This window comes from Streptomyces sp. 8N114, from assembly GCF_052245835.1.
Taxonomy (GTDB): domain Bacteria; phylum Actinomycetota; class Actinomycetes; order Streptomycetales; family Streptomycetaceae; genus Streptomyces.
The window spans coordinates 1-15984 of record NZ_JBQQBT010000040.1; the positions used below are offsets into that span (position 1 = coordinate 1).

Annotated in this window: 13 protein-coding genes; 7 read left to right on the forward strand and 6 right to left on the reverse strand. The window is 70.6% G+C overall.

The annotated features are described in order from the left end of the window. The first annotated feature begins 488 nt into the window (after positions 1 to 488). The gene (locus ACTWQF_RS35570) at positions 489 to 659 is read left to right on the forward strand and encodes a hypothetical protein (protein WP_443283908.1); all 171 of its coding nucleotides are present in this window, start codon (positions 489 to 491) and stop codon (positions 657 to 659) included. 88 nt (positions 660 to 747) lie between these two features. Here ACTWQF_RS35570 and ACTWQF_RS35575 read toward each other — a convergent pair whose 3' ends face one another. Beyond that, the gene (locus tag ACTWQF_RS35575) at positions 748 to 1206 is read right to left on the reverse strand and encodes a hypothetical protein (RefSeq protein ID WP_443250629.1); all 459 of its coding nucleotides are present in this window, start codon (positions 1204 to 1206) and stop codon (positions 748 to 750) included. A 527-nt stretch (positions 1207 to 1733) separates the two neighbouring features. Between ACTWQF_RS35575 and ACTWQF_RS35580 the strand changes: the two genes are divergently transcribed. The 3 genes from ACTWQF_RS35580 (at position 1734) to mobF (ending at position 10445) form a co-directional block, all read left to right on the forward strand. Further along, on the forward strand, positions 1734 to 3032 hold the full coding sequence (locus ACTWQF_RS35580; protein ID WP_443283909.1) for an MFS transporter: 1299 nt from the start codon (positions 1734 to 1736) through the stop codon (positions 3030 to 3032). A gap of 522 nt (positions 3033 to 3554) precedes the next feature. Continuing rightward, positions 3555 to 4790 carry a hypothetical protein gene (locus ACTWQF_RS35585; protein WP_443283910.1) on the forward strand — a complete coding sequence of 412 codons (1236 nt, stop codon included), beginning with the start codon at positions 3555 to 3557 and terminating at the stop codon, positions 4788 to 4790. A gap of 591 nt (positions 4791 to 5381) precedes the next feature. Beyond that, on the forward strand, positions 5382 to 10445 hold the full coding sequence (gene mobF / locus ACTWQF_RS35590) for a MobF family relaxase (protein WP_443283911.1): 5064 nt from the start codon (positions 5382 to 5384) through the stop codon (positions 10443 to 10445). Positions 10446 to 10474: 29 nt separating this feature from the next. Here mobF and ACTWQF_RS35595 read toward each other — a convergent pair whose 3' ends face one another. The 3 genes from ACTWQF_RS35595 to ACTWQF_RS35605 form a co-directional block, all read right to left on the reverse strand. Then, positions 10475 to 11641 (reverse strand): DUF5710 domain-containing protein, encoded by a 1167-nt coding sequence (locus ACTWQF_RS35595; protein WP_443283912.1) that lies wholly within the window; start codon positions 11639 to 11641, stop codon positions 10475 to 10477. 63 nt (positions 11642 to 11704) lie between these two features. Beyond that, the gene (locus ACTWQF_RS35600; protein WP_443283913.1) at positions 11705 to 12025 is read right to left on the reverse strand and encodes a type II toxin-antitoxin system PemK/MazF family toxin; all 321 of its coding nucleotides are present in this window, start codon (positions 12023 to 12025) and stop codon (positions 11705 to 11707) included. Then, positions 12022 to 12234: a type II toxin-antitoxin system CcdA family antitoxin gene (locus tag ACTWQF_RS35605; RefSeq protein ID WP_443283914.1), complete on the reverse strand. Its 213-nt coding sequence runs from the start codon at positions 12232 to 12234 to the stop codon at positions 12022 to 12024. Before ACTWQF_RS35605 ends, ACTWQF_RS35600 begins: the two co-directional genes overlap by 4 nt. Before the next feature lie 167 nt (positions 12235 to 12401). Here ACTWQF_RS35605 and ACTWQF_RS35610 point away from each other — a divergent pair, with 167 nt between their 5' ends. After that, positions 12402 to 12749 carry a hypothetical protein gene (locus ACTWQF_RS35610; RefSeq protein ID WP_443283915.1) on the forward strand — a complete coding sequence of 116 codons (348 nt, stop codon included), beginning with the start codon at positions 12402 to 12404 and terminating at the stop codon, positions 12747 to 12749. Here the strand turns inward: ACTWQF_RS35610 and ACTWQF_RS35615 are convergent. Beyond that, positions 12695 to 13042, reverse strand: a complete 348-nt coding sequence (locus ACTWQF_RS35615) for a DUF1330 domain-containing protein (protein ID WP_443283916.1) — start codon at positions 13040 to 13042, stop codon at positions 12695 to 12697. The two genes, ACTWQF_RS35610 and ACTWQF_RS35615, sit on opposite strands and share 55 nt — an antisense overlap. Before the next feature lie 702 nt (positions 13043 to 13744). Here ACTWQF_RS35615 and ACTWQF_RS35620 point away from each other — a divergent pair. Further along, positions 13745 to 14170, forward strand: coding sequence for a hypothetical protein (locus ACTWQF_RS35620; protein ID WP_443283917.1), 426 nt, complete (start codon positions 13745 to 13747; stop codon positions 14168 to 14170). Between the two features lie 315 nt (positions 14171 to 14485). On the opposite strand, the gene ACTWQF_RS35625 is transcribed toward ACTWQF_RS35620, so the two are convergent. Then, positions 14486 to 14824 (reverse strand): NUDIX domain-containing protein, encoded by a 339-nt coding sequence (locus ACTWQF_RS35625; protein WP_443283918.1) that lies wholly within the window; start codon positions 14822 to 14824, stop codon positions 14486 to 14488. Positions 14825 to 15353: 529 nt separating this feature from the next. Between ACTWQF_RS35625 and ACTWQF_RS35630 the strand changes: the two genes are divergently transcribed. After that, entirely contained in the window at positions 15354 to 15776 is a 423-nt protein-coding gene (locus ACTWQF_RS35630; protein WP_433109032.1) for a hypothetical protein, read from the forward strand. The last annotated feature ends 208 nt before the right edge of the window (positions 15777 to 15984 follow it).

The window sequence follows — 15984 nt, forward strand, 5'->3', positions numbered from 1 at the left end:
CCCCCCCGGGGCCCGTTTTTGTGTGTGAGGGCCGTGAGTACCTCGCCGTCGTGCAGCACGGGGCCGTGGTTTTGTTCCGTCCGCTGAGTGGAGCTGCTCGGCACGGCGCCGTACCCCCGGTACTCGCCGTGCCGAGCGGCCTCTCGGCCGGTTTCCCGGGCTTGTGCACCGAGCCGTTCGGCTGTTGTGCACGTGCGAGTTCGCCGCTCTGTTCGGTCCGCCTTGGACGTCGCGGCTTCTGCCAAGGCATGCCTTTCTTCCGCGGTGTCAGGCGTCTGGATCTGTCTGCGGGGGCCCCTTGGTGACCCCTACCCGGCTGCTCAAAAGCTGGGCCGGGGGGTGGGGTGGCCGCAAGCCCGAAGTGCGCGGGCTTGCCCCCACCCCACCCCCCGGCCCTGAAGGGCGGCGCCGGGCAGGGCCCACCAAGGGGCGGGCCCCTCCGAAGACGGAGTCAGACGATGTCCGGCAGCCAAGAAGGGACGTCAGCCATGACGGACACGAGCCAGAGCGGCGCCTCCACCCAGAGCGGCGACAGCACGGATCTGGGGGTCCCGAACCTCGATGTGACGTACGAGGAGGCCAGCGAGCGCGTGGACGAGATCGTTGCGGATTCCTACGAGCGCGGGCAGCAGAGGGCCGAGGGCATCCGCAAGATCTGAACCCTCGCCGAGACCGACGGGTAGTAGGTCCCGGCGCCGCCATCGCGGCGGCGCCGGGACCTTTTTTGTGTGCGGGTTGCTGGTTGGGTCAGACCGGGTGCGGGGCCTGGGCCGGTGTGGTGGCGGGGGGTTGTCCGGCCGGGGGTTCCGGGGCCGGGTGCGCAGTGGTTTCGGGGGGTGCGGGGGTTTCGGCTGCCGGGGCGCCCGGGTTGGTGTCCGGGGCCGCGTTGTCCTCGGCGTCTCCGTCTCCGTCCGCGTTTCTGTCCGCGTCGCGGTTGTGTGTGTTGAGGTACTCCCGCACTTCGGCCGCGGTCAGGCCGAGGGCCGCGGCCACCTCGCGGCGGCCGCCGAACACGGCGACGGCCTCGGCGACCGCCTCGGCCACCTCGCGCCGGGCGTCCTCCAGTTTGGCTATGCGCTGGTCGAAGGTGGTGACCGTGGCGAGCTGGGCGGCCTGGCGCCGCTTGGCCTCCTCCAGTTCGCGCTTGTGCTGTTCGCGCAGCGCCTGGCGCCGTGCCTGGAGGCGTTCGTTGTGTCGTGACGTCATGCGTGCACATGCTTCACGCTCACAACGCCCGCCACAAGGGGCTTCTGATCTCACGTGTGACCGCCACAGGCAAGGAGAACGGCCGTGGCCGGTGCTGGCTCAACTTCCGAATGGGGCTGAGCCAACGGCCGGTGGTTTCTCCGGTGGGTTCTCCAGTGGTCTCTCCGGGGGTCTTTCCAGCGTGAGGGTTACCGCATTGCGCGGACTGGTTCGCCTCGTGGTGGTGGTGCTCTTCCGAAGGCGTGTCGTACAGCGGGGGCCGGGGGCCTTTCGGTGTGCCCGGGCCGACGGTGTCCCTCAAGATCCAGTGCCGCACATCGCCCAGTGACGGCCTGAGGTGGGGCTCCGATGCCCCGCCGAAAACGCCCCGCCATAGGAGCTTGACGGATACCGGAGGTACCGGGACTTGCTCCGCGGCGCCCCGGTACCTCCGGCACCCGTCCGGGCCCCCCTGCCGGGACGTTCCCGGCGGGGCATCGGAGCCCGTGTCTGTGGTTCCGAGCCTCCTATGAAGTTCGGGAGGTGTCATGGCCGTGTCTACTTGGAACGGCTTGGCCCTGCGGTGGTCGATGACAAGGCATTTCAGCACCCTGTCGTGGGTGCTCGCCTCGACGTTCACGGGGGTCATGGGCACATGGGTGCTGACCTTGACCATGCCCTGGTTCGTCTTCGCCACGACCGGTAGTACGAGTCACGCAGGGATGGTTGTCTTCGCGGAGCTGGCGCCGGCTGTTGTCGCGCGGTTTCTGGCCGGTCCGGTAGTGGACCGTGTGGGGTTGCGGCGGACGTCGTTGATCACTTCCATGGTCGAGACGGTCTGCGTCGTGGTGATCGCTGTGCTCATCAGCATGGACAAGCTGCCCTTTCCGCTGCTGCTGGCGCTCCTGGCGCTGATGGGTGCTGCGGGCGGTGCGGGCACTCTGGCGAAGAGCTTTCTGGCTCCGTCGGCGGCGCGCTATGTCGGTGTCGCCGAGGGCCGCGGTATCAGCCTGAGTTCGTCGATGATGACCGCCGGTCAGGTGTTCGGTCCTTCGCTCGGTGCGCTTCTGGCGCCGGTGCCTGTGGTCGGCCTGGTTGTGGTGGCCGCGCTGTTCACCGCGAGCGCGTTGATCATCGGTCTGGCGCTGCCGCACGGCATGGAGCCGGGCCATGTCCAGATGGACCCCAGCGAGGAGAAACTCGGGTACTGGCGGAGTCTCGGCGAAGGGATCAACTACTTCCGCAAGGACGGCTTGCTCGTCAGGCTGCACGTGATGCTGGCCCTCATGGGCTTTCTCGTCGCGCCGATGAACGGTGTGTTCCTGCCCCTCTGGGCCAAGGAGACCGGCGCCGGTCCGGGGGTGATCGGAGCGCTTGTCAGTGCGGCGGCGTTCGCGGGCTTCGTGGGGAGCCTCGTTGCCGTACCGGTGATCGAGCGGGTGCGGCCCACGGTGCTCCTGGCCGCAGGGTATCTGCTGATCGTTCCGCAGCTGCTTGTGCTGGCTCTGGGTGCGCCGGTGTGGCTCGTCATGGTGTCCTGGGTCGTGGCCGGGTTCGCGGGGGCGTTCCCCTATGCGGTGGTAGGGAAGATCATGTACTGGTGGCCTCCGGAGGAGTTCCGGAGCCGGGCGAGGGCCCTCGGTGGTTCGGTTACGAAGCTGGGGGCGTCCCTCGGCGGCCTCGCTGCCGGGTTCGTCGTGGACCACTTCGGGCTGACGGTGCCGCTGATTGCGGCTGCGGTGCTGTACTTCCTGATGACCCAGAGCACGGTGTTCCGGAAGGACATGAGGGGGCTCACTCCGGAGATCCGGGAGGACCGTCCGAAGCAGGTTGCCCCGGTGAAGTAGTCCATACGTTGAGTGTCACGCTGTTGCCTCCTTCGGTGGGCAACGGCTGACTGGCTGGTGTTCGGCCTCGGCGCCACAGGGCGTCCGGGGCCTGTTTTTTTGTGTGCGGGCGTGTGCGGTGATTCCGTTGACGGTCTTCCGAGGCCGGGGCAGGCAGGGGGCGGCGTTCGGGCTGAATCCGAGCCGCTCTGCGGCTGCGGTGTTCCCGGCGCTTCGTGCCGGTGCCGCAAATCCCAAATCCACGTGAAGTCCCGTGGGTGCGGCGGGTCCTGACGTCCCACCGGGGGTGTCCCGGCACAGGAGCTTGACAGATGCCGGAGGTACCGGGGCTTGCTTCGCCGCACCCCGGTACCTCCGGCATCTGTCCGAGCCCCCCTGCCGGGACACCCCCGGTGGGGCACCGTGGAACCCGTCGGGTCAATCCGTCATGGGTTCCCGGGCTCCTTATGGAGCTTGGGAGGTTCAGCCGTGGCTTGGAACGGCTTGGCCCTGCGTATGTCGTACGCAAGGCACTTTAGCCCCGTGGCGTGGGCGCAAGGCGCAACCTTCGCAGGAGGTTTGGCCGAGTGGTCGATCATGCTGATCGTGCCGATGTTCGTCTTCTCAGTGACTGGCGACCCGTTCATGAGCGGCGCGACAGGCGGTGCGTTGCTGGGCGCCGCATTTGTTGTCCGCTTTCTTCTCGGTCCGGTGATCAACCAGATCGGGGCGCGACGGACCGAGTGGGTTGCCGCGGCGGTCCAAACGGTCTGCGCGGTGGGGATCGCCGTGCTCGTCGGTATGGACGAGCCCCCCATCCTGGTGCTGATCGGAGCCATGGCTGTGCTGGGGGGTGCGGGCGGCGCAAACACTCTCGCCAAGGACACCATCTCGCCGAAGGTGGCGATGTACGTCGGGCTCACGCCTCAGCGAGGGTTCGCTTTCAATTCCGCGGCGATCATCACGAGTCAGGCTTTCGGGCCTACGCTCGGTGCGTTTGCGTCGTCGTACGTCCTGGTGGGCGTGATCGGGGCTGCGGCCCTGCTCAAGGTGAACGCTCTCATCGCCGGTTTCGCCCTGCCGCGCGACATGGAGACTCCTGTTCCGGCAGAGCCGGGCGGGTACTGGAAGAGCCTCGGTAGCGGCGTCGCCTACGTCTGGAAGAACCGCACGCTCCGCAGGGTGAACGGAATGCTGTTCGTCGTCGAGGGGCTGATTGCTCCGTTGAACGGAGTGGCCTTGCCCATGTGGGCCAAGGAGACCGGTGCCAGCATGGGGGCGGTCGCGACGATCGTCAGTGCGTCCGCGTTCGCGGGCATCGCGGGAGCCCTGCTAGCGATGCGTGTGGGCGAGCGGGTGCAGCCCTGGAAGATTCTGACGGTGGCGTACGTCGCCATCGTGGCTCAGCTGGCCGTGCTGGGCTTGGGTGCGCTGGGCGTCGTCGTGCCGGTCTGGCAGGTCGCCGTGGTTTGGATCCTTGCCGGTATCTCTGGGTCGGCCCCGTACGCGCAGCTCCAGGCGATCAACGGCCTGTTGCCTCCGAAGGAGCTCCAGGCCCGAACGATGGCCGTCAGTGGTTCCATTGGCAGGTCGGGGAGTTCGGTGGGCAATTTCGTTGTTGGAGCGGGCCTGGCCCAGTTCGGGTTGTGGGCGATGCTCGCAGGCGCGGTTCTGTTGTTCGTGGTGACTCAGAGCACCGCGTGGTGCCAGCGGGTCCGAGCGCTTCCCGTGGGCGTCCGGGATCAGAAGATGGGCACCCCGGCGGTGGCCACGGCGTGATGTTGGTCCGCTGCCCGCTCGGTGGGCAGTGGCTGACTGGTTGGTGGCCTCGGCTGCTCCAGGGCGGCGCCGGGGCCTGTTGTGGTTGTGCGGCGTGTGCAGCGGGTTCGAGGGCGCCACCGAGCGTCGCTTCCACCGCGCGCCGCCGCGCCCGCGGGCCGGGGTCCGCACCTGCCGCCCGCCTTGGTCGCCGCCCGCCGCCGCGGCCACCGGCGGCCTTCCCCCGTCCCGCCGCGCAGGGCCGCGGGCTGCCCCACCCACTCACCCACCCGCCCTGACTTCCCTACCGTGGTCATCTTCCTCACCGTTGTTGGGCGTTGGCATTGCCGGATCACATGCGTGACCGGTAACGCCAACGCCCAAAGGACAAAGGAAACCGGCCCTTGGCCGGACGGCTCAACGAGTTGAGCCGTCCGGCCAAGGGCCGGTTAAATGCAATCCAGTCACACCTCTTGCTATTCCCTTGCGCCAAGCTCCCTCGATCGGGTGAACTGATCCCATGCAGCTCCCAGATGACCCCTCGATACCGCGGATACCACATGTACCGCGGCTCGATGGTCGCTCCGCATCGCGGTCCCGTGGGGGTTGCCGGTGATCACGCTGCACCCGCTCTCAGCAGGCTCCGGCATCGACTACCTCATGCGCACCGTCTGCGGTGATGACGTTGAGGTCGGCCAGCGGGGAGTGACCGAGCAGTGGGCCGATGGCGGGGACACTCCGGGTGAGTGGATGGGGGCCGAGGCGGCGGCGCTCGGACTGTCGGGGACGGTCACTCAGGAGGCCGCCGACGCGGTCTTCAAGGACGCTGTGGACCCTGTCAGCGGTCAGCGGATGGGCCGCGCGTGGCCTCGCTATACGCCCGCCGACGAGCTGTTCGCGAAGTACCTCCAAGCGGAGCCAGAGGCGTCTGAAGCGCGCCGTCAGCAGCTGCAGGCCAAGGCCGACAAGGAGGGGAACCGCACGGCGCGGGCGGGCTGGGAGATGGTCTTCTCACCCGTCAAAAGCTTCTCCGTGCTGTGGGCCACGGCCGACGACGAGCAGCGCGCACGGCTGGAAGCAGTGGAGCGCGCGGCGTTCGAAAAAGTCTTCGCGCGCATCGAGAAGGAGACGTGCTGGACGCGGGTGGGACCGACCGCGGCAGCACAGGTTCAGGTGCCCGGACGGGGGTTCATCGGGGCGGTCTTCACCCATCGCAGCTCCCGCGCCGGCGATCCGGATTTCCATCGGCATCTGGAGATCAGCTCGAAGGTTCGCACCGAGGACGGACGCTGGCTGGCGCTGGACGCACGGCCGCTGCACGCCCGTCTGGTGGAGTTCTCCGAGCAGTACACCGCCGAGCTGGAGCGGGAGATGGTGGCCGAGTTCGGTGTCCTGGCGAGGACCCGGCAGAACTCGGTGCGTCCCGCCCGTCGGCCGGTTCGGGAGTTCCTCGGGGTGGACGACGAGGTGGTCCGGGGCTTCTCGCAGCGCCGTTGTACCACCGAGGCCGCACTGGCCTCCATGACCCGTGACTTCAGGGTTCGGGAGGGGCGTGAGCCGTCCCGTGCGGAGGAGTACAAGCTGGCTCAGGCCGCCACGTTGACAGCCCGTCCGGACAAGCAGCCGACCACCGACGAGGAGGAGCGCAGCAGGTGGATCGAGCAGGCCCGGGAGATGGGTATTGCGCACCCTGAAGCACTGCTGCAGCACGCGGTTGAGGTATCCCGGAAGCATGCGGACACCACTGCGGAGGCGGATGTTCCGCTGACCGAGATACCCGTGCGGGCACTGCGCATCTTGGAGGGACAGCGCGCGCAGTGGACCCGTTCCAACGCGGCTGCCGAGGTCTACCGGCAGCTCGTGGAGTCGGGATGGCATGTGCGGCTGGACGACGCCGCGTTTGGCGAAACGGTTGAGCGGGCCACGGATGCGCTGCTCGATCCGGACCTGTGTGAGCGGCTGGACGCGCCGGACGCAGTGGCGCTTCCGGAGCGCTTCCGCCGGGCCGACGGAGCCTCTCTCTTCGAGCCGGTCGCCACCGGCCAGGTCTTCACCTCGCACGGAATCCTGGCCGCCGAACGGGAGCTGGTGGAGGCCGCGACCCGGCCGGCTTCGGTGCGGGTTCTGAGTACTGAGCAGGTCGACACGGCCATCGCTGCGGGGGACGAGGAGCGCGGGTTCACTCCCAGCGCGGAGCAGCGTCAGGTCGTGCGGAACGTGCTGGGTTCGGACGTGCGGGTGGGCGCTGTCATCGGTCCCGCGGGCACCGGAAAGACCACCATCATGCGGCTGGTGCGGGAGGCCGCGGACGCACAAGGGCTCCCTGTTCTGGGCCTGGCGGGCGGTCAGGTGCAGGCCGACAACCTCGCGGAGGAAGCCGGAATCCGCGCGGAGAACATTGCCCGCTGGCGCTACATGAGCGAGCGGAACGGCGGTTCTCAGTGGTCTCTGCGCCCGGGACAGATCGTCATCGTCGACGAGGCGGGCCAGGCATCCACTCCTGATCTGCGCGCGCTGGCGGAGCAGGTGGAAGCCGTCGGCGGAAGGCTGCTTCTGGTTGGTGATCCGCGCCAGCTGGGCTCCCCGGGAGTGGGGGGCGCGCTGGCTCTGATCGAGGCCGACGCGGGTGCGCAGTATCTGTCCGAGGTGCGCCGGTTCCGGGACGCCGACAAGACGATCCGCCGCTGGGAGGTCGAGGCTGCGGCGGCGGTCTCCCGCGGCGATGCGGACGCCTCGTTCGACGCCTATGCGCAGCGCGGCCGGATTGCGCACGGCAGTGCCGACGCCATGCTGGATGCCGTCTACACCGCCTGGCAGCGGGACACTGCGGACGGCCTCAACTCGGTCATGATCGCCTCCAGCAACGCGCTCGTTGCGCAGTTGAACGAGCGCGCACGCAGCGACCTGGCGGCCCGTGGTGAGGTCGACACCGGCGTCGAGGCCGAGCTGGGAGACGGCAACCGGGCGGGGGCCGGAGACCGGGTCGTCACGCGCGCCAACGACCGTCGACTGCGCACTCATGACGGCCGGCAGTGGGTGCGCAACGGGGACACCTGGACGGTGGAAGCCGTCGAGGACGACGGCGGTATCACTGCCGTGCACGACCGCACCGGCCGCCGTGTCACGCTGCCCGCCGCGTATGTCGGCGAGGCGGTGGAGCTCGGTTACGCAGTCACCAAGGACCGCGCTCAGGGCCTGACTGTCGACACCGGTCATGCCCTGTTCGACAGTTCCATGGACCGCAACGGCGCCTACCCGGCACTGACCCGGGGCCGCCTGGCCAACTACGCCTATCTGGTCACCGTCAAGCCGAGTGACCCGGAGACCGGCGAGCCTGGTGAGCGGCTCACCGATCGCCAGGTCTGGCAGGCCGTGCTGCGCCGTGACGGCACCCAGCAGTCGGCCACCATGACTGGGCGGCGCAGCGAGGAAGCGGCCCGCTCGGTGCGCACTCACACGGCCCGGCTGGCTTTTGTCCTCGACCAGATCGCCGACGACCGGGCCCGCCGCGCAGTGGTCGCTCTTCTCGGTCAGGACGCAGCTGAGCAGTTGGTCTCGGCACCCGCGTGGCCCGCGCTGCGTGCGCAGCTGGGGCGGCTGGCCGATGACGGAATCGACACCGACCGGCTGCTCGGGACGACCTGGAACCAGCGGGACTTCCTCGACGGCGACGGCAATCCGGTGCGGGACATCGCCGCCGTCGTGCACGCGCGCAACGCCCGTGCCGTCGACGTCGACGAGGGGTCCCCCGAGGACTTCCGGCGTGCGCAGGACGCGCCCCGTCCGGCCACGGCGCCCCAGCTGCTGACTGCTGTTCCGGCACCGAGCGCCGACCCGCTGACGGCGCTCGGGCTGCTGCTGCCGGAGGCCGAGCCGGGCGACGATGCGCAGACAGTCCAGGCGGCCGAGGCGCTGGCTGCCGCTGCGCGGGAGCGTGCCGCACAGCTGGGTGAAGCCGCCCAGCTCGACGCCGAGGCGGGCGAGGGCTGGGCTGCCGTCTACGGTCCCCGGCCCGCCGATGCGCAGGACGCGGCGGTCTGGCAGGAGCGGCTCACCGCGGCGGCGGTCTACCGCGATGTGGCCGGCCACGACGGGCCCACCCCCACCGGGCCGGCCCCCTCCGCCGAGGGCATGGATGCGGTTCTGCGCGGCGTGTGGCGCGCTGCGCAGCCTCTCGGCGAACCCGCCCGGACGGCGGACGAACTGGCTGCCGAGGCCCCTGCCTGGCTCGTCGCGCTCGGCCCCCGTCCGGGCGCTGATGAGGCGGCGCGGAAGCTGTGGGACCGGGCCGCGCTGGCGACGTACACGTACCGCAGGCTGTGGGAGTTCGGGCACGAGACTGTCGCGCTGGGGGAGCGGCCCGCCGATCCGGTGGCTGCCGCCGACTACGACGCGGCCAGTGCCGCGGTCGGCGCCTGGCGGACCAGCTCGGGCATCGAACTGCCGGGCACGCGGCTGGGCGAGATGGACGGCGACGCACTGCGCCGGACGGACTGGCGCGGGCGCAGCAGCGCGGATCGCGTCCAGCGGGTGGAGGAGGCGCTGGCCGTTCTGCAGCGTGCGGAGGTCGCTCGGGACGCCGCCCGGCAGGCCGCGCAGGACGCCACCAACCGCGCCCATGCTCTGCGCAACGCCCGCACGCCTGAACGTGCGGAACGTGCCCGGGAACTGGCCGAGCAGGCCGCCGAGGCGCACGAGACGGCCGCCGCCCAGGAGCGGCTGATCGCCGAGGCCCGCGAGACCCTCAGCGAGCTCGCTCCCGGCGTGCTCGAGGACCGTGAGCGGGTCCGGCGTGGCTCGGATGCCCGGCGGGAACTGGCCCGCCGGACCCTGCGGGGTGCCCCGGACGAGGAGCCGGCCGCCAGCACAGCCAAGGAGGTCCCGGCCTGGCAGGAGAGGCCCCATGGCAGGCTCACCGACGCGCAGTTGCGGGAGGCGCACCGTCGGGCGCTGGAGGCCGCGAGGGCTGCCGACAGCACTGCCGGTGAGCAGGAGGGGCGTGCTCAGCGACTTGCCGCCGAAGCGCTTCCCGGCGGCCGGATCGAGCAGCGGATCAGCTCCCAGGCGGCGCGGGTCGAGGCCATCCACCAGTGGCGTACCGCCCAGCAGCAGACCGAGACCGTGCGCCGGCAGGCCGGGGAGAACTCCGCTCAACGCCAGGAGTCGGCCGCGCGGCTGGCAGCCACCCACCGTATGGGCATGCCCGCGGTGCGCGGTGCGGAGCGGCGTGCACTGGAGGAGCATCTGCGCAGTCTGGAGGAGCAGGCAGCACGGCTCGCCGAGGAGCTCGCGCAGGCCGAACAGCACCGCGATCAGGCCGCTGTCACCGCCGGGGATCCCGCCCGGCAGGAGCAGGTCCTGGCCGACTGGCAGGAGGCCGGGGGCGATTTCGACGCGGTCCTCGCCCGTGCACGTACCACTGCGGGGGAGGACGCGGAGGCTGCCGCTTCCGAGGCTCGGCGTATGCGCGAGCGCTCCCGTCAGCTCCGCGAGACGGCTGCCGCGCTCCGCCGCGAAGGGAGCGTGCGTGCCACCCTTCCGGACGACAGGCGCGCCGCCGAACAGGCCGCCCGGGCGCAGCAGTCCCGTCCACCGCAACAGCGCCCCGCTCCGCCCGCCGTACCTCAACAGCGTCCGGATCCCGCTCGCCGCGACGGGCCGCGCCGGGCGACGTGACCCCTGGCCCGACCGTCCCGGCCGGGAGGTCAGGGGAGTTTCCCGCGCTCCTGGCGCCCGTCGGTGAGCTGCCCGGTGACGGTGCGGAAGCGCCGTTCACCCGGGTCCCAGGTGGCCGCGCTCTGCGGGGTCTCCAGGGCTTCGGCCGCCGATGCCAGCACCGCTCGGTGGACCGGTCCGGGCAGGGCGAAGTCGTCCACCAAGTGAGCCCATTCGCAGGGTCGGCACACGATCCGCCACTGGCCCTGGGAGGTCTCGGTCACCGATGCCACGGCGATGTCCGGCGGCCTCATGTGGGTGTCACACATGTGGCAGAACCACGGCCACCGCGGTACGGCGATCCACTGCGGCCCGCCTCCGGGGGCCGGCCGGCCGAAGACGGTGTCCAGTGCGCGGGCGAGCTCCTCCTCGCTCACTGTCCGCGCCGAGGGTGTCTCCCGTACCGCGGGTGAGGGGGCTGCGGGCCGGGCGGTGACAGGGGGAGCAGCGGGTGCCCCGGCAGCCCGCTCCCGGCGTACGGTCCGCCACGCCGCCCGCTCCCGTTCGGGGGCCGAGGGCGGCGGTACCACTGTGATGCCCGCACCGGTGAGCATGCTCAGGTCCAGGGTCCACTCGCGGGCCGAGCGCTCCCGCCAGAGCGCGAACGCGGCCCGTACGTGACTCTCCGCCGCGGTCGCCGACATCCCGGTGACGGACCGCAGGTGGGCCAGCGCCGCGCTCCGTTTGCCGTTGATCTCGGCCAGTCCGAAGTGGGTGACGGTGTGGCAGTCGGTGCACAGGCACACCAGCCGCCGCAGCCGCTGCACCGCGCTCTCCTCGTCGTACTCCCAGCGTTCATGCGCCTCCAGCCACCGCCGTGCCGTACGGTCCTCGCCCCGCCCGCACGCCTCGCACCGCTGCCCGGCCCGCCCGTTGATCATGCGCCGCAGCCGCTCCCAGTCGCGGGGCGCCACGCACGAGCGGACGTTGGTGAACCAGCACGAGGACGGTACGAGGTCCACGAACAATCCGGACCCGAAAGCCCGGTCCTCGCCCGGGAGGAGGGCGGGTATGTCCGGCAGCGCCGCCCACCGTTCCAGGCCCGGCATCCCCTGCCGGGGGGCGAACCAGCGTCTGGCGGCCGGGTCCCAGCGGGCCCCCTGCGCCTTGGCCTCGTCCTTCTCCGCAAAGGGCACATCCAGCCAGACGCGGGCCATCTTCCTGCCTCCTCGCCGCTCGCTGAGGCCAATCCTCGCCCCCACTGCCGACGTTCGAGCCTGTCAGATGCGGTCCAGGGTGACGCGCAGTGCGGCGGAGATCCGGTCCATGGTCTCCGCGTCGACGGTGCCGAGGAACTCGCCGGACCTTAGCCGCTTGTCGGTCAGCGCGGTGAGATCGATGGCGACGGCGGCGCCGCGCACCGGGCGGGCCATGGGGATGGTGACGACGGTGTCCGGGGCGCCCTGGGTCTCGTCGATCATCATGCACACGGCGGTGCCGGGCAGGGCTTCGAGGGCGGCGTCCGACTCGACGATGACCACGGCCCGGCTCTTGGCGGCGAGCTGGACGCGCCAGACCTGTCCGCGGGCGAGCGGCGTCACGCGACGTCTTCGCCGAAGATGTCGGCGAGTTCTTCGGTGTCGTTCGCGGCCTGCTCGCGCCAGGCCCGTACGGCGGGGGCCGCGTCGCGCAGTTGCTGGGCCCGGAGCGCGTGCTCGATGTAGGCCGACAGGTTGCCGCCGGAGGCGGCGCGGGCGTGGGCGACGAGATCGGCCGGCAGGCTGACCGTGGTACGCGTACGTGTGGTCATACGGTCGAGCATACTCATGTGTGACACCGGTTAGCATGAGCAGTCCGCCGAAGGCTCTGTGGGCTCCGGATAAAGCTTTCCGTGTCCGTCGTTCAGAAGGGCCCGGAACCAGTACCGAAAGATCTATTACGAAACCGAAGATTCCGGACGCTCCGGCTGTCACCCCGGTGCCGGCCGCACGGCCCGAGACCTACGACGCCGCCACCCGCGCCGCCCTCGAGCACATCGACGGGCAGGCGGTGCGTGCCGTCGCCGACGGCTGCCCCGAGCGCACCTGCTGGGGCTACGCGCAGGACTGGACGAGCTGGAGCGAGCTGGAGCAAGTTGTGTGTGGCCAGCGCAGTCCCCCTGCTCGCCGTCACCTCCGGAACCTGGTGATGTTCGTGGAGTGGCTGTGGGAGCAGCCGGGGAAAGCGGGCACCCGCACAGCTCCCTCGACCGGCCTCCCCCTTCCGAGGGGCTACTCGGCAGGCAGGGCCTCCCGCATCGCCTTCGCCGTGGCAGTCGGGTCGTAGTCCTCAGGGACGCCTTCGACCAGGATGAGGTCGCCCTCAATGTGCCGTGAGCGCAGCGGTGCGATCTCCTGGTATGCGGGGGAGTCCCACCAGGCCCGTGCCTCGGCGATCCCGGGGAAGCCGATCACCACGACGTGCCCGGGCCAGCTCCCCTCCGTCACCTCGTGCTGCGTCCCGTGCACGAGGAAGCGACCGCCGTACGGCTCGAAGGTGGCGGTGATGCGCTCGATGTACTCAGCGATCTCCGGGTGCGGGGTGGCTTCCTGCAGGTGAGCTATGGCGTAGGCGGGCATGGCGTCCTTCCGGCCGGTCGGGCTCCGTACGCCGCCGATCATGGCATGCGGACGCGCCGGGGGCGATGACCTGGCAGGTAAGTGGCCCAGGTCCGCAGCACGGACCTGCCCCTGGTTGAGCCAGCAACCATGTGGGGATGGCGAGCAGGCGTGGCCGTTTTCAACCGCAGACGGTCCTCCTCCTCCGGACCCTCGGACCGCAACTCCGGATCGAAGAGCGGCTCGGCCCCAAGGCGACCAGGGCCCGACAAATCTGGTTTGCGCTCGCCGGGTGCTCGCTGCTGACCAAGGCATGCCGCATGCTGCGGGGTGACGGCGATGAGGAGTCGGCTGCCGCCGCCTGCGCAGGCCCCGCCGTGGCAGGAGCGGCTCCATGGGCGGCTGTCGGATGCCCAGTTGCGGGAGGCGAACCGGCGTGCGCTGGAGGGGGCGAAGGCTGCCGACGGTGCTGCCGAGGAGCAGCAGGCGCGCGCCCAGCGGCTGTGGGCGGAAGCGGTTCCCGGCGGGCTGGATCGAGCAGCGGGCCGGTGCCCAGGCGGCGCGGGTCGAGGCCGTCCGCCAGTGGCGCTCCGCCCGGCAGCAGGCCGAGGCCGTGCGTCGTCAGGTCGATCAGAATGCCGTCGAGCAGCGTGATTCGGCCGCGCAGTTGGGGGCCGGCGGACGCTGGGCGCGGGGTGCTCAGCGGCGGCTGTGCAGGAGCAGTTGCACCACCTTGAGGAGCAGGCCGCCCATCTCGCCGAGGAGCTGATGGCAGCCGAACGGCTCCGGGACCAGGCTGCGGTCACCGCCGGGGATCCGGCTCGCCACGATGAGGTGCTGGCCCGCTGGCAGGAGTCCGGCGGCGATACGGAGACGGTCCTGGCCCGCGCGCGTACGTCCGCCGAGGAGGACGCCCAGGCCGCCACCGCCGAGGCCCGGCAGATGCGCGAACGCGCCGAGCAACTGCGCGACAGGGCCATCGAGCTGCGCCGTGAAGTGGGTATCCGCGCCACCCTCCCGGACGCCCGCCGGGCCGCCGAACATGCGGCCCGGGCCCAACAGTCCGAGCGGCCCCAGCCGCCCTCGGTTCCGCCGGTGGTGCCGCCGCAGCGTGATGGTTCCTCGCGGGGGCCGCGGCGGGGGATGTGACCCCGGAGGCGGCGGCGTGCGTACGTCAAAAGGCGGCGGCGGTCTGCGGCGGTTGGGCCCGGTCGTTGGTGGCAGGGCCGGTGGTCCGTGGTCCCCGTGGAGTTGGGCGCTACTGGACCTGGCGCCGACCAGTGGCGTTGGAACGCTCCCGGAGTTCGCCAGGTCGGGGAGAGGGGCCGTCGTCAGCGTTGCCGCCTTCGAGGCACAGTGCGCCGTTTATGACGGCGGTCCGGAAGGGGTCCCGCTCGGCGGCGGTGTACCGGGGAGGCTCCTGTGCTCAGGGTTCTTGGGGTCGTGTACGACGGTGCGGTCGGGTCAGGTGTCCTGAGTGTCGGACAGGAATGTTGCAGGGGAGGAGCAGGAAGCGGCAGGTGAAGGTGAGGTCGGTGTCGTCTCCGTCGCGGTGGATCTGGTGTTACCACGTATTGGGGGTGTCCGCAGGGCCCGGGGGTGGAAGAAGCTGTGCGGTGGGGGTGTCCCGTCTCGAGGGTGGGGCTTGTCCTCGACGGCGTTCTGATAGACCACGGCGGCTGTCAACAGTCTCGTCTCCTCGGCGCCTTCGCGGACGACGGCTTCTTGGAGTTCTTCGCCTGGTGCGGCTCCTCCCGCGGGGATCCGGGTGCCGGCCTGCGGCAGGGCGATGTGGTCGAACACCAGGAGTTCGGGAAGGCGCGGCCGGATCGCGCATGCGGCGAGGTGGATTCCGGGTCGGGTCGTTCCTGCCTTTGCTCCCGGGGCCGCGGGTGGGGGGTGCGTGCGTCGGAATCGAGGCCCTTTTCACCGGGGCAGCCCCAGTCGGTGGCCGGACGCCTCTTGCCGGCTCGGCGGTGCACAACCAGATCGTCATCGCCCTGCATGGGGCTGGGCCCTGCACTCCAAGTGCTCGCCGGATACCTCAATGTGGCCGATCACGGAAGGACAACTCCCTTACCGGAGCGTTGTGACAGAGCTGATACCAATTCCGGCTGCTGAGCGCTGTTTTCGAGGCGTCAGTAACTCCCGGGGTCGCTACTGTGGCTCTGGCTGGGAATTTCGGCTTTGTGTGCGAGGAGTTGGCGTGGCCGCCGTACGAAATGTGAGAAGTGAGGGGTCCCGGCCGGGCGGCTGGGATGTCCTGTCCATTGGTGCATTCGATGCCCTTTGGGCGTTGATGGACCGTGCGCAGAAGGTTTGTGCCGACCGTATGGAGTTCGCGGATTCCCCTCTCGGTGCGGGCGAAGCGGAACGGGAGCGATGGTTGGCGGTCAGCCGCCGAATGAGCGAGTGGCGTACGGCGATCCACCCGGACAACCACGACGCCGTCGAGGCGGCGCGTGCCTACTGCTCGCAGGTCATCGACGACTATGCGACCGTGCGCCCGCTGCACGAGGCTCTGGCCGCCGGGAGGGCCCGTTCCCTCACGCCGGACGGCGCGGCGATCACCTCGGGGGGCCGCTGGTGGATCGCCCGCCAGGACCGCTACCTCCCCCTCGACCCGGCCGACCCCGAACTGGCCAAGTTGATCGCCACCTTCGAGGGGTATGCGGCCCGGCTGGACGAGTTGGCCCGGGAAGAGGCGGAACCGGTTGGCGACAGCGAGCAGCAGCGGGAAGACGGGGAGCGATAAACAATGGCAGCCGATGGATTCCGTAACAGCGGGCCCTCCGACACCCCGGAAAGCGAATTGGCCGCGCGCCGCCGGATCGCAGCGGACCGGAACGCAGCGGAGTGGGGCGGGCCCGCGCGGGCGGAGGGCCCGGAGGGCGTCGCCGCGGATATTGATGGGGTGATGGAGGCGGAGGCCGAGGGCGAGGTCGGGGCCGGGGACGGTGAGG

What these genes read in the sequence shown, in the direction of transcription:
- ACTWQF_RS35615 (WP_443283916.1), bottom strand. Translation starts at nt 13,042, where the DNA reads ATGCCCGCCTACGCCATAGCTCACCTGCAGGAAGCCACCCCGCACCCG.
- ACTWQF_RS35580 (WP_443283909.1), top strand. Translation starts at nt 1,734, where the DNA reads ATGGCCGTGTCTACTTGGAACGGCTTGGCCCTGCGGTGGTCGATGACA.
- ACTWQF_RS35630 (WP_433109032.1), top strand. Translation starts at nt 15,354, where the DNA reads ATGGAGTTCGCGGATTCCCCTCTCGGTGCGGGCGAAGCGGAACGGGAG.
- ACTWQF_RS35575 (WP_443250629.1), bottom strand. Translation starts at nt 1,206, where the DNA reads ATGACGTCACGACACAACGAACGCCTCCAGGCACGGCGCCAGGCGCTG.
- ACTWQF_RS35570 (WP_443283908.1), top strand. Translation starts at nt 489, where the DNA reads ATGACGGACACGAGCCAGAGCGGCGCCTCCACCCAGAGCGGCGACAGC.
- ACTWQF_RS35595 (WP_443283912.1), bottom strand. Translation starts at nt 11,641, where the DNA reads ATGGCCCGCGTCTGGCTGGATGTGCCCTTTGCGGAGAAGGACGAGGCC.
- ACTWQF_RS35605 (WP_443283914.1), bottom strand. Translation starts at nt 12,234, where the DNA reads ATGACCACACGTACGCGTACCACGGTCAGCCTGCCGGCCGATCTCGTC.